General features: G+C 76.7%; 1 protein-coding gene. It reads left to right on the top strand.

Annotated features, from left to right (window positions below; all coding sequences use genetic code 11):
* The first annotated feature begins 29 nt into the window (after window positions 1–29).
* Entirely contained in the window at window positions 30–14,594 is a 14,565-nt protein-coding gene (locus AB0883_RS19875) for a type I polyketide synthase (protein ID WP_366642639.1), read from the top strand.
* Window positions 14,595–14,596: the final 2 nt, after the last annotated feature.

The raw sequence follows: 14,596 nt of genomic DNA, 5'->3' as shown, positions 1-14,596 counted from the left end.
CACCTCGAACCCCGATACGGAGTGGCCCGATGCCCACTGAGGCAGAGTTCCTCGACTACCTCCGGCGTGCGACTGCCGACCTGCGCGACGCGCGCCGGCGGGTGCGCGAGGTGGAGGCCAAGGACCGCGAGCCGATGGCCGTCATCGGGATGGCCTGCCGGTTCCCGGGCGGCGTGTCCAGCCCGGCGGAGCTGTGGGACCTCGTCGACCGGGGCGGCGACGGGGTGGGCGACTTCCCGACCGACCGGGGCTGGGACCTGGAGCGGCTCTTCCACGTCGACCCCGACAACCCGGGCACGTCGACCAGCAACCAGGGTGGCTTCCTCTACGACGCGCCGCAGTTCGACCCGGGCTTCTTCGGCATCAGCCCCCGCGAGGCCCTGGCGATGGACCCGCACCAGCGGCTGCTGCTGGAGACCTCCTGGGAGGCGTTCGAGCACGCCGGCATCGACCCGCAGCGGCTGCGCGGCAGCCGGACCGGCGTCTTCGCCGGGGTGATGTACCACGACTACGCGTCGCGGGTGCTGGATCTGCCCGAGGGCGTCGAGGGCTACATCGGCACCGGCAACTCCGGCAGCGTCGTGTCGGGGCGGGTGGCGTACACCTTCGGGCTGGAGGGGCCGGCCGTCACGGTGGACACGGCGTGCTCGTCGTCGCTGGTCGCCGTGCACCTCGCGACGCAGGCGCTGCGCCAGCGCGACTGCGACTTCGCGCTCGCCGGCGGCGTCACGGTCATGTCGACCCCCGGCACCTTCGCCGACTTCTCCCGCCAGCGGGGCCTCGCCTCGGACGGCCGGTGCAAGTCGTTCGCCGCCGCCGCCGACGGCACCGGCTGGTCCGAGGGCGTCGGCGTGCTGCTGTTGCAGCGGCTCTCCGACGCCCGCCGCGACGGCCGGCGCATCCTCGCCGTGGTCCGGGGCAGCGCCGTCAACCAGGACGGCGCCAGCAGCGGGCTCACCGCGCCCAACGGCCCGTCGCAGGAGCGGGTGATCCGGCAGGCCCTCGCGAACGCCCGGCTCTCGCCGGCCGACGTCGACGTGGTCGAGGCCCACGGCACCGGCACCACGCTGGGCGACCCGATCGAGGCGCAGGCGCTGCTGGCCACGTACGGGCAGGACCGGGGCGACGGCGGGCCGCTCTGGCTGGGCTCGGTCAAGTCGAACCTGGGGCACACCCAGGCCGCCGCGGGCGCCGCCGGTCTGATCAAGATGATCGAGGCGATCCGGCACCGCACCATGCCCGCCACCCTGCACGTCGACGAGCCGTCCCCGCACATCGACTGGTCGGCCGGGCAGGTCTCGCTGCTGACCGAGGCCCGCCCGTGGTCGGCCACCGACCGGCCGCGCCGGGCCGCCGTGTCGTCGTTCGGCATCAGCGGTACGAACGCGCACGTCATCCTGGAGGAGGCGCCCGTCGACGACGCCCCCTCCACGGACGGGGCCGCGCCCGTCGCCGACGCGCCGGTGACGCTCCCGCTCGCCCCGGTGTTCCTCTCCGCCCGTACGCCCGAGGCGCTCGCCGGGCAGGCCGGCCGCTGGGCCGACCACCTCGCCCGCGTCGACGCCCTCCGCCCGGTGGACGTCGCGCTCTCCTCGGTCAACCGCGCGGGGCTCGAGCACCGCGCGGTGGTCCTGGCCGGCGAGGCGGGCGACCTGCTCGCCGCGCTGCGGGCCCTCGCCGCCGGCGAGCCGAACGGCACGGTGACCACCGGGGCGTCCGCCCCGCGCGGCCGGTTGGCCTTCCTCTTCTCCGGTCAGGGCGCGCAGCGCGCCGGCATGGGCCGGGAGCTGTACGCGGTCTTCCCGGTCTTCGCCGCCACCCTGGACGAGGTGTGCGCGCACCTCGACCCGCTGCTGCCGCGGCCGCTGCGGGAGGTGCTGTTCGCCGCGGCGGGCACTGCCGAGGCGGAGCTGCTGGACCAGACGGTCTTCACCCAGGCGGGGCTCTTCGCCGTCGAGGTGGCGCTGTTCCGGCTCGTCGAGTCGCTCGGGGTCGTGCCGGACCTGGTGGCCGGGCACTCCATCGGCGAGATCGCGGCGGCGCACGTGGCGGGGGTGCTGTCCCTGGCCGACGCGTGCGCGCTGGTCGCGGCGCGCGGCCGGCTCATGCAGGCCCTGCCGGCGGGCGGCGGCATGCTCGCCGTGGCGGCCGACGAGGCCGCGGTGGCCGCCTCCCTGGCGGGGCTGACCGGCCGGCTCGACGTGGCCGCCGTGAACGGTCCCGCCGCCGTGGTGGTGGCGGGCGACGTCGAGGCCCTCGACGAGGTGCAGCGGGTGTGGTCCGAGCGGGGCGTGCAGACCCGCCGGCTGCGGGTCAGCCACGCCTTCCACAGCGCGCGGATGGACCCGATGCTCACCGAGTTCGCGGCCGTCGCCGAAGGGCTGACGTACCGGCCGCCGACGATCCCGGTGGTGTCGAACCTGACCGGCCGCATCGCCGACGCCGACCAGCTCTGCGACCCGGGCTACTGGGTGCGGCACGTACGCGGCACGGTGCGCTTCGCCGACGCCGTCGACTGCCTGCGCGCCGAGGAGGTCGACACCTACCTGGAGGTGGGACCGAACGGCGTCCTGACCGCCATGGCGCAGAACTGCCTCGCCGAGCGCGCGGAGGACGAGACCGAGCCCCTGCTGGTGCCGGCATCGCGCCACGACCGGCCCGAGCCGCAGGCCCTCCTGGAGGCCCTCGCGTCGCTGCACGTGCACGGCCTGACCGTCGGCTGGGCGGACCTGCTCGACCGGGCGGGCGGCCGGCACCTGGACCTGCCGACGTACGCGTTCCAGCACCAGCGCTTCTGGCTGGAGCCGGCGGGCCGGTGGACGGACGTCTCCGGGGCGGGCCTCGGGGCGGCCGGGCACCCGCTGCTCGGCGCGGCCGTCTCCGTGGCCGGCGAGGACATGGTGGTGCTGACCGGCCGCCTGTCCACGTCGACGCACGCGTGGCTCGCCGACCACTCGGTCTCCGGCGTGGCGATCGTGCCCGGCACCGCCCTGGTGGAGCTGGCGGTGCGGGCGGGCGACGAGGTGGGCGCGTCGCGGGTGCGGGAGTTGACCGTGGCCGCGCCGCTGGTGCTGCCGGAGGGCGGCGCGGTGCGGGTGCAGGTGCGCGTCGGCGCGGCCGACGAGTCCGGCACCCGGTCGGTGACCGTGCACTCCCAGCCGGAGGAGGCCGTCGACCCGGAGTGGGTCCGGCACGCGGAGGGCGTGCTGGAGCCCGCGTCGGCCGACGAGCCGGGCGTGGGGGAGTGGCCGCCGGTCGGCGCGTCCGAGGTGGACCTGGCCGGCTGGTACCCGGCGCTGGCGGAGCGCGGCCTGGCGTACGGGCCGGTGTTCCGGGGGCTGCGTCGGGTGTGGACCGGCGGCGGCGACGAGGTGTTCGCCGAGGTGGCGCTGCCGGACGAGGTGGCGGGCGACGCGGCGGGGTTCGGGGTGCACCCGGCGTTGCTGGACGCGGCCCTGCACCCGATCGGGTTGTTGTCGGGTGCGGAGGAGTCGGGCGGGCCGCGGGTGCCGTTCGCGTTCGAGGGTGTGCAGGTGCATGCCGCGGGCGCGCGGGTGCTGCGGGTGCGACTGACCCGCAACGGTTCGGCGGTGCGGTTGGTCGCGTGCGACGAGTCGGGCGCGGCCGTGGTGTCGGTGGACTCCCTCGCCCTGCGGGAGCTGACCGGGGTGTCGTCGTCCCCGGACGCGTCGGCCCGCTCGCTGTTCGAGGTCGCCTGGCAGTCCCAGGAGGTCACCCCGGCCGGCGAGGCCTCCGGGTGGGCGCTGGTCGGCTCGCCGGCCACCGCCGACCTGCCGGCGTACGCCGACGTCGAGGCGGTGACCGCGGCGTCGGACGTGACGCCGCGCCTGCTGCTGGTGCCGGCGGGCGGCGCGCAGCGGCCCGACCACGCGGGCGCGGCGGACGCCGGCCACGACAACGACCCCGAGGCGGTACGCGCGGCGACGTCGCACGTGCTGGCGACCGTCCGGTCCTGGCTGGCGGCGGACGCGTTGGCGGATTCGCGGCTGGTGGTGGTGACGCGGGGCGCGGTGTCGGTCGGTGCCGGCGACCGGGTTTCGGATCTGGCGGGTGCGGCGGTGTGGGGTCTGCTGCGTTCGGCGCAGTCGGAGCACCCGGGTCGCATCGTGCTGGCGGACGTCGATGGTGACGTGGATGCCGGGCTGCTGGGTGTGCTGGCTGCGGTGGCGGATGAGCCGGTGGCGTTCGGTGGTCAGGTGGCGGTGCGCTCGGGTGGGGTGTTCGTGCCGCGTCTGGTGCGTGCGGTTGCCCCGGCGTCGGCGGACGGTGCCGTGGTGGGTGACGGTGCGGTGCTGGTGACCGGTGGTACGGGTGCGTTGGGCGCGTTGGTGGCGCAGCATCTGGTGTCGGTGCACGGGGTGCGGTCGCTGGTGCTGGTGTCGCGGCGTGGTGCGGAGGCCGCGGGTGCGGCTGAGCTGTCCGAGCGGCTGTCGGCGGCGGGTGCGTCGGTGCGGGTGGTCGCCTGTGACGTGACGGACCGGGACCAGGTCGGTGCGTTGGTTGCCGAGATCGCAGCCGGGGGCCGGTTGGCGGGTGTGGTGCACACCGCCGGCGTTCTGGACGACGGGGTGGTCGAGGGGCTGACCGCCGAGCGGCTCGGTGCGGTGCTGGCGCCGAAGGTGTCGGCCGGGTGGTTCCTGCACGAGGCGACGGCGTCGCTGGACCTGGATCTGTTCGTGGTGTTCTCGTCGGTGGCGGGGGTGTTGGGTTCGCCGGGTCAGTCGGCGTACGCGGCGGGTAACGCGTTCCTGGACGGGTTGGCGGTGTGGCGGCGGCAGCTCGGGTTGCCGGCGGTCAGCCTGGCGTGGGGCATGTGGGACACCCCCGGCATGGCCGCGTCCCTCGACGAGGCGGACCGGGCGCGATCGACCCGGGGCGGCGTCACCGCGATGAGCGCCGAGACCGGACTGCGGCTGTTCGACGCGGCGCTGACCGCCGACCGCCCCGCCCTGGTGCCGGCCGTGATCGACGTGGCCGCCCTCCGGGCCGCCGCAGGCGCCGGCCTGGTGCCGCCGATGCTCCGCAACCTGGTCGGCGCGACCACGACCCGCCGCCAGGCGGGACAGGGCACCACCTGGGCGTCCCGCATCAGCGGCCTGACCGCCGACGAGGCGCGCGCCCAGATCGACGTGCTGGTACGCGGCCTCGTCGCGCAGGTGCTCGGGCACGGCGGCGCCGAGGCCGTGCCGGCCGACCGGGCGTTCCGCGAGCTGGGCTTCGACTCGCTGACCGCCGTGGACCTGCGCAACCGCGTCAACGCGGCCACCGGCCTGCGGCTGCCCTCGACGCTGGTCTTCGACTACCCGACGCCCCAGGCGCTCGCCGCACACGTGCACGCCGAACTGGCCGGCGCCGCCAGCGGCCCCGCCGCGCCGGGCGCGCGGACCACGACCCGGGCCGACGAGCCGCTCGCCATCGTCGGGATGGCCTGCCGCTACCCGGGAGGCGTCGAGACGCCCGATCAGCTGTGGGCGCTGCTGGCCGCCGGCGGCGAGGGCATCGGGGAGTTCCCCACCGACCGCGGCTGGGACCTGGAGAGCCTGTTCGACCCCGACCCCGACCACCCCGGCACCTCGTACACCCGGCACGGCGGATTCCTGTACGGGGCCGCCGAGTTCGACCCGGGCTTCTTCGGCATCTCGCCCCGTGAGGCCCTCGCCATGGACCCGCAGCAGCGGCTGCTGCTGGAGGCGTCGTGGGAGAGCTTCGAGTCGGCCGGTCTCGACCCGCAGCGGCTGCGGGGCAGCCGGACGGGCGTCTTCGCCGGCGTCATGTACCACGACTACGCCTCGCAGTTGATGGAGCTGGCCGACGAGGTCGAGGGCTACGTCGGCACCGGCAACTCGGGCAGCGTGCTGTCCGGCCGGGTGGCGTACACGTTCGGGCTGGAGGGCCCGGCGGTCACGGTCGACACGGCGTGCTCGTCGTCGCTGGTGGCGCTGCATCTTGCGGCGCAGGCGTTGCGTAGTGGTGAGTGTGATCTGGCGTTGGCCGGTGGTGTGACGGTGATGGCGACGCCGGGGACGTTCATCGAGTTCTCGCGGCAGCGTGGTCTGTCGCAGGACGGCCGCTGCAAGTCGTTTGCCGCGTCGGCCGACGGGACGGGCTGGTCCGAGGGCGTCGGTGTGCTGCTCGTGCAGCGGCTGTCGGACGCCCAGCGCGAGGGCCGGCGCATCCACGCTGTCCTGCGCGGCACGGCCGTGAACCAGGACGGCGCGTCGAACGGGCTGACCGCCCCGAACGGCCCGTCGCAGCAGCGGGTGATCCGGCAGGCCCTGGCGAACGCCCGCCTGACCCCGGCCGACGTGGACGCGGTCGAGGCCCACGGCACGGGCACCACCCTTGGCGACCCGATCGAGGCGCAGGCGTTGCTGGCGACGTACGGGCAGGAGCGTCCGCAGGACCGTCCGCTGCTGCTCGGGTCGGTGAAGTCGAACATCGGGCACACCCAGGCCGCCGCCGGTGTCGCCGGTGTGATCAAGATGGTCCTGGCGATGCGGCACGGCCTGGTGCCGCCGACGCTGCACGTGGACGAGGCGTCCCCGCACGTGGACTGGTCGGCCGGGGCGGTGGCTCTCGCGACCCAGGCGACGCCGTGGCCGCAGGTGGACCGCCCGCGCCGGGCGGCGGTGTCGTCGTTCGGCATCTCCGGCACCAACGCCCACGTGATCATCGAGCAGCCGCCCGCCGAGGCGGTCGACGGACGCGCCGCCGACCGTCCGCGCGCCGGCGTCGTACCCCTGGTGCTCTCCGCCGTGGACGCCCCGGCGCTGCGCGACCAGGCGGCCCGGCTGGGCGCGCACCTGGCGGCGCACCCGGAGCTGGAACCGGCCGACGTCGCGCACGCCCTGGTCACCACCCGGGCCGCGTTCGGACACCGCGCCGTGGTCCTCGGCCGCGACACCGTCGGCCTGACGCGGGCACTGGAGTCGTTCCACCTCGGCGAGGCCACCCCCGACACGGTCACCGGCACCGCGCTGCGCGCCGGCGACCCCGTCCTCGTCTTCCCCGGCCACGGCAACCCGTGGCCCGCCACGGCCGTCGAGCTGCTGGACCGGTCGCCGGAGTTCGCCGCCGCGATCGCCGAGTGCGAGGCGGCCCTCACACCCCACGTGGACTGGTCGCTCACCGCCGTGCTGCGCGGCGCGCACGGCGCCCCGCCCTCGACGGACCCCCGGGTGACGCACCCCGTCCGGTGGGCCCTGGCGGTCTCGCTGGCCCGCTGGTGGCGTTCGCTCGGCGTCCGGCCCGCCGCCGTGGTCGGACACGCCCACGGCGAGGTCGCGGCCGCCTGCGTGGCCGGCGCGCTGTCGCTGGCGGACGCGGCGAGGACGATCGCCCTCGGCAGCCGCGTCGAGGCCGACCCGGACGCGCTGGCCGGGATCACGCTCCGGGCGGCCGAGCTGCCGCTGTACTCGGCGGCGACCGGCGGACGGGTCGACACCGACGGCCTCGACGTCGCCCTCTGGTACCGGGGACTGGCCGACGGCGTCGACGTCGACCCGGTCGTACGCGCCCTGCTCGACGAGGGCCACCAGGTCTTCGTCGAGGCCACCCCCGGGCCCGTGCTCGCCGCCGGGATGCGGGAGATCGCGCGCGCCGACGCCGTCGTGGTGGCCGCCGACGACACCGACGCCGGCGGTTGGCTCCGGATGCTGACCGTCCTCGCCGGACTGCACGTGCACGGTGTGCCCGTGGACTGGACGGCGATCCTGGGCGCCCGCCCCGGCCCGCCGGTGCAGCTGCCGACGTACGCCTTCCAGCGCCAGCGCTACTGGCCGCAGGCGCCGGTGGCGACCGGCCCCGCCCTCGCCGGTTCCGACGAGACGGACCGGCACTTCTGGGAGGCCGTGGAGCGCGCCGACCCGCAGGCGTTGGCCGCCGCGATGCGGATCGACGAGACGGCGGCCCGGTCCCTCGACCCCGCGCTGCCGCTGCTCTCCTCGTGGCGCCGCCGCCGCCGGGACGAGTCCACCGTGGACTCTTGGCGGTACCGGGTGACCTGGAAGCCGGTGACCGTCGCGCCGGAGGCCACCCTCTCCGGCGCCTGGCTGCTGGTGGTGCCGGCGGCCGGCGCCGAGCACCCCCTGGTCGACGGCGCCGCCCGGGCGCTGGGCGAGGGCGGGGCCGAGGTCGTCCGGATCGACGTGACGGAGACGGACCGGCAGGCGCTGGCCGACCGGCTGGCCCGTACCGGCGTCGCCCCCGGAGCCGTCGCCGGCGTGCTCTCCCTGCTCGGCCTGGACGACGCCGCGCACCCGGTCCACCCGGTGGTGCCGGCGGGCCTCGCCGGCACGTACGCCCTGGTCCAGGCCCTCGGCGACGCCGGTGTCACCGCCCCGCTGTGGTGCGCCACCGCCGGCGCGGTCTCCACCGGCCGGGCCGACCCGCTCGACCGGCCCCGCCAGGCGATGCTCTGGGGGCTCGGCCGGGTGGTCGCCCTGGAGCACCCGGACCGCTGGGGTGGCCTCGTGGACCTGCCCACCGAGCCGGACCCACGGGACCGGGCCCGGCTCGTGGCGGTGCTGGCCGGCGTCGGCGCCGAGGACCAGCTGGCGCTGCGCCCCTCCGGGGTGTTCGCCCGGCGACTGGTCCGGGCCCACACCGACCGGACGGCGACCGGCGACTGGCGTCCCGCGAGCGGCGCCGTCCTGGTCACCGGCGGCCTCGGGTCGATCGGGGCCCAGGTGGCGCGCTGGCTGGCCCGCGAAGGCGTCGGCGAGCTGGTGCTGACCGGCCGCCAGGGCCCCGCCACGCCCGGCGCGGACGAGCTGGCGGACGAACTGCGCGCCGCCGGCGCCACGGTCACCGTGGCCGCCTGCGACGTCGCCGACCCCGACGCCCTGCGGGCCCTCGTCGAGCGGCTCGCCGGGCAGGGCACCCGCATCGGGGCCGTGTTCCACACCGCCGGGGTCGCCCACGCCGCGCCGGTCGCGGCCACCGGCGTGGCCGACCTCGCCGACGCCCTGCGGGCCAAGGTGGCCGGCGCGGTCAACCTCGACGAGGTGTGCGGCGACGACCTGTCGGCGTTCGTGCTCTTCTCCTCCGGGGCCGGCGTCTGGGGCGGCGGGCACCAGGGCGGCTACGCCGCCGCCAACGCCTTCCTCGACGCGCTCGCGGAGGACCGGCGACGACGTGGCCGGGCCGCCACCGCCATCGCCTGGGGCGCCTGGGACGGCGGCGGCATGGTCGACGCCGAGGGCGCTGCCGACCAGATGTTCCGCTCGGGCGTGCGGGCCATGCGTCCCGACCTCGCGGTCTCCGTCGTGGCCGAGGCGCTCGACCACGGCGACACCACGCTCACCGTGGCGGACATCGCCTGGGACCGGTTCCTCCAGACCTACACGCTGGCCCGCCCCCGGCCGCTGATCGCCGACGTCCCGGAGGTGGCCCGGCTGCTCGCCGCCGGGCAGCCCGACGACGACGCGCCCGACGCGGCCTCGCCCCTGCGCGGCCGGCTGGCCGGACTCGCCGCACCGGAACGGCGCCGCGTCCTGCTCGACCTCGTACGGGTCCACGCGGCGGCGGTGCTGCGCCTGTCCTCGCCGCAGGCGTTGGCGGCGGACCGGTCGTTCCGGGAGATCGGCTTCGACTCGCTCAGCGCCGTCGAGATGCGCAACCGGCTCGCCGAGGCGGTGGGGCTGAACCTGCCGGCGACCCTGGTCTTCGACCGCCCGACGCCCGAGGCCCTCGCCGAGCACCTGGCGACCCGGCTCACCGGCGACGACGCCCCGGCGAGCGCGCCCGTGCGGGCCGCCACCGCGCTGGACGAGCCGATCGCGATCGTCTCGATGAGCTGCCGCTACCCCGGTGGCGTCGCCGGTCCCGAGGACCTCTGGCGGCTGGTCGCCGAGGGGCGGGACGGGATCGCGGAGTTCCCGGCCGACCGGGGCTGGGACCTGGAGGCGATCTACCACCCCGATCCCGACCGGCCCGGCACCTCGTACGTGCGGGAGGGCGGCTTCCTCACCGACGCCGCCGGCTTCGACGCCGCCCTGTTCGGCATCTCCCCGCGCGAGGCGATGGTGATGGACCCGCAGCAGCGGGTGCTGCTGGAGAGCGCCTGGGAGCTGTTCGAGCGCTCCGGCACCGCGCCGGCCGACATGCGGGACACCAACACCGGCGTCTTCGTCGGCACCAACGGCCAGGACTACGCGACGCTGCTGATGGCCGCCCGGGTCGAGACCGAGGGCTACCAGGCCACCGGCAACGTCGCCGCCGTCATCAGCGGTCGGCTGGCGTACCACTTCGGGTTGCAGGGCCCCGCCGTCAGCGTCGACACCGCCTGCTCGTCGTCGCTGGTGGCGCTGCACCTGGCCTGCCAGTCCCTGCGGCAGGGCGAGTGCGACGTCGCGGTCGCCGGCGGGGTGACGGTGATGGCCACCCCCGGCCCGTTCCTGGAGTTCGCCCGGCAGCGCGGGCTGGCCCTCGACGGCCGGTGCAAGTCGTTCGCCGGGGCCGCCGACGGCACCGGCTGGGGCGAGGGCGTGGGCCTGCTGATGTTGCAGCGGCTCTCCGACGCCCAGCGCGACGGCCGGCGGATCCTGGCCGTCGTGCGCGGCTCGGCGATGAACCAGGACGGCGCCAGCAACGGACTGACCGCGCCCAACGGCCCCGCCCAGGAACGGGTGATCAGCCAGGCGCTGGCCAACGCGCGGCTGACCGCCGCCGACGTGGACGCCGTCGACGGGCACGGCACCGGCACCCGGCTCGGCGACCCCATCGAGGCGCAGGCGCTGCTGGCCACGTACGGGCGGGACCGGCCCGCCGACCGGCCGCTCTGGCTCGGCTCGGTCAAGTCGAACATCGGCCACACCCAGGCCGCCGCCGGCGTCTCCGGCGTGATCAAGATGGTGATGGCGCTCCAGCACGACCTGCTGCCGCCCACCCTGCACGTGGACGAGCCCTCGCCGCACGTGGACTGGTCGGCGGGCGCGGTCGCGCTGCTGACCGAGGCGCAGCCGTGGCCGGAGGTGGACCGGCCGCGCCGGGCCGGCGTGTCGTCGTTCGGAGTCAGCGGCACCAACGTGCACGTCATCCTCGAACAGGCACCCGCCGTCGCACCGGCCGACACCGGCACGCCCCGGCCGGCCGACGGGCCGCCGGTGCTGCCCTGGGTCGTCTCGGCGGACACCGCCGACAGCCTGCGGGCGCAGGCGGCACGGCTGGCCGACTGGCTGCCGCGCACCGCGACGCCCGCCGCCGACGTGGCCCGGGGGCTGGCCACCGGGCGGTCCCCGCTGCGGCACCGCGCGGTGCTGCTCGCCGCGGACGCCGACGCGGCCCTCGCCGGCCTGCGGGCGCTCGCCGCCGGGCAGGACCACCCCGGACTCACCCGGGGCGTCGCCGAGCCCGGCGGCGCGCTGGCGGCGCTCTTCTCCGGCCAGGGCGCCCAGCACGCCGGGATGGGCCGCCGCCTGTACGAGACGTTCCCGCTCTTCGCCGCCGCGGTCGACGAGGCGTGCCAGCACCTGGACGCGTACCTGCCGCGACCGCTGCGCACGGTGCTGTTCGCCGAGCCCGGCACCGCCGAGGCCGACCTGCTCGACCAGACGGTCTTCACCCAGGCCGGGCTCTTCGCCGTCGAGGTGGCGCTGTTCCGGCTGCTCGAACACTGGGGGATCCGGCCCGACTTCGTGGCCGGCCACTCCGTCGGGGAGATCAGCGCGGCCCACGTGGCCGGGGTGCTCTCCCTGCCCGACGCCTGCGCGCTCGTCGGCAACCGGGGCCGGCTGATGCAGGCACTGCCCGCCGGCGGCGGGATGCTCGCCGTCGCCGCACCCGAGGTCGACGTGCTGCGGGCGCTGACCGACACGCAGGGCCGGGTCGCCGTCGCCGCCGTGAACGGGCCGGCCGCCGTCGTCGTCGCCGGCGCGGAGGACGCGCTGACCGGGCTGGCGGCCCACTTCGCCGGCCTCGGGGTGCGCACGAAGCGGCTGCGGGTCAGCCACGCCTTCCACAGCCCGCTGATGGAGCCGATGCTCGCCGAGTTCGCGGCCGTGGCGGCGACCCTGGAGTACGCCCCGCCGACGGTGCCGCTGGTGTCGAACCTGACCGGCGCGGTGATCGACGCCGACCAGCTCTGCACCCCCGACTACTGGGTCCGGCACGTCCGCGAGGCGGTCCGCTTCGCCGACACCGTCACCCACCTGCACGCCAACGGGGTGACCCGGTTTCTGGAGATCGGGCCGGACACCGTGCTGACCGCCCTGACCGCCGACGCGCTGCCGGCGGACGCCCCGGTCACCGTGACCGGCGTGCAGCGGCCTGGCCAGGACGAGGTGGCCACCCTGCTCGGCGCGGTGGCCCGACTGCACTGCCAGGGCGTGGCCGTACGCTGGTCGCGGCTGCTGCCCGGCGCCGGCCCCGTGGACCTGCCCACGTACGCGTTCGACCACCAGCGGTTCTGGCCGACCCTCGCGGCGGCGACGGCGGACACCTCCGCCGCCACCCACGACGACGTCGACTCGGCGTTCTGGCGGGCCGTGGCGTCGGGCGACGGCGACGCGCTCGCCGGCCGGCTCGGCCTCGACGCGGACCGTCCGCTGCGGGAACTGCTGCCGGACCTGGCCCGGTGGCGGCACCAGCAGCAGGAGGACGCCCTCGCCGGCGGCTGGCGGTACCGGATCACCTGGCGTCCGCAGGCACTCGCCGCGGGCACCGCCGACGGCACGTGGACCCTGGTCCACAGCGGCACGGACCAGCCGGTCGTCGACCGGCTCGCCGAGCTCGTCACCGCCCGGGGCGGCACCGTGCGGCAGCTCGCCGTCGACCCGGCCACGACCGACCGCACGGCGCTCGCCGCGCAGCTGGCCGGCGCCGCGCCGACCCGGATCGTGTCGCTGCTCGCCCTCGACGAGCGACCGCAGCCCGACCGGCCCGCCGTGCCCCTGGGCCTGACCGCGAACCTCGCCCTGGTGCAGGCGGTCACGGACGCCCTGCCCCCGGTGCCGCTGTGGCTGCTCACCCGGCAGGCCGTCAGCACCGCAGACGGCGACCCCGTCGCCCGCCCCGCCCAGGCCACCACGTGGGGCCTCGGCCTGGTGACCGCGCTGGAACACCCCCGGCACTGGGGTGGCCTGCTGGACCTGCCCGCCACGCTGGACACCGCCGCCGCCGAGCACGTCCTGGCGGCGCTCACCGCCGCCGGGCACGAGGACCAGCTCGCGGTGCGCGACTCCGGGACGTACCTGCGCCGGCTGGCCCGCGCGCCCCGCGCCGAGGCGCCGGCCGACTGGCAGGCGCCGGACACCGTCCTGGTCACCGGCGGCACCGGCGCCGTCGGCCGGTACGCCGCCGGCTGGTTCGCCCGGCACGGCGCGCGGCGGCTGCTGCTGGTCAGCCGGCGCGGCGCGGCTGCCCCCGGGGCCGACGAGACGGTGGCGGAACTGGCCGCCCTCGGCGCCCAGGCCCGGGTCCTGGCCTGCGACCTGGCCGACCGGGACGCGGTCGCCGAGCTCGTCCGCGGGCTGCGCGCCGACGGCGAGACCGTGCACGCGGTGGTGCACGCCGCCGGGGTGGGCCGGCTCAACCCGGTCGCCGCGGTGACCGGGGAGGAACTCGCCGACGTCGTCTCCGGCAAGATCGCCGGCGCCCGCCACCTGGACGAGTTCCTCGACCCGGAGCCGCTCGACCTCGTCGTGCACTTCTCCTCCATCGCCGCCGTCTGGGGCGTCGGCGACCACGGGGCCTACGCCGCCGGCAACGCCTTCCTGGACGCCTGGGCGCAGTCCCGGCCGGCCGGGGGTCCCCGGCACCTCTCGGTGAACTGGGGACCGTGGGCCGGCGGCGGCATGGTGACCGACGCGCACGCGGCGGCCATGAGCCGGCGCGGGGTGTCCCTGCTGGACCGGGAACCGGCCATGGCCGCCCTGCGCGCCGGCCTCGACGGCGACGACACCGCCCTCACCGTCGCCGACATCGACTGGGACCGCTTCGCGCCGGTGTTCGCCTCCGCCCGGCCCCGGCCGCTGATCAGCGAGATCGCCGAGGTGGCCGCCCAGGCCGCGGCCGCGCGGGCCGACGCCGAGGACGGCGACCAGGTCGCCGGCGAGCTGCGCAAACGGCTCGGCGAGCTGTCGCAGGCCGAACAGGCGCGGCTGCTGGTGGACCTCATCCGCACCGCCGCGGGCGAGGTCATCGGCCACGACAGCCCGTACGCGGTGGAGGCCGGCCGGCCCTTCCGGGACCTCGGCTTCGACTCGCTCACGGCCGTGGAGCTGCGGGGCCGGCTGGCCCGGTCGACCGGGCTGAGCCTGCCCAGCTCGGTGGTGTTCGACTACCCGACCCCGCAGGCGTTGGCCGAGCACCTGCGGGCCGAACTGCTCAGCGAGGCGTCGGTGGAGGCGCTGCCGACGCTGGCGGAGCTGGACCAGTTGGAGAGCGCCCTCGCGCTGCGCGACCCGGACGACATCGGCCGGGTGCGGATCACGATGCGGCTGCACAGCCTGCTCGAACGGCTCGGCACGGTCGAGGAACGCCGGGAGGAGACCGCCGAGGTGGCGGACCGGCTGCGGGTGGCCAGCAACCAGGAGCTGTTCGACCTCATCGACCAGGACCTCGGGCTCTCCTGAGC

Source organism: Micromonospora sp. NPDC047812, from assembly GCF_040704175.1.
In the GTDB taxonomy this organism is placed as follows: Bacteria; Actinomycetota; Actinomycetes; order Mycobacteriales; family Micromonosporaceae; genus Micromonospora.
The sequence above is the reverse complement of the archived record's forward strand: the minus strand, read 5'-3'. Positions and strand labels throughout refer to the sequence as shown.

Coding starts and splice junctions, on each gene's coding strand:
- AB0883_RS19875 (WP_366642639.1), top strand. CDS start 30: ATGCCCACTGAGGCAGAGTTCCTCGACTACCTCCGGCGTGCGACTGCC.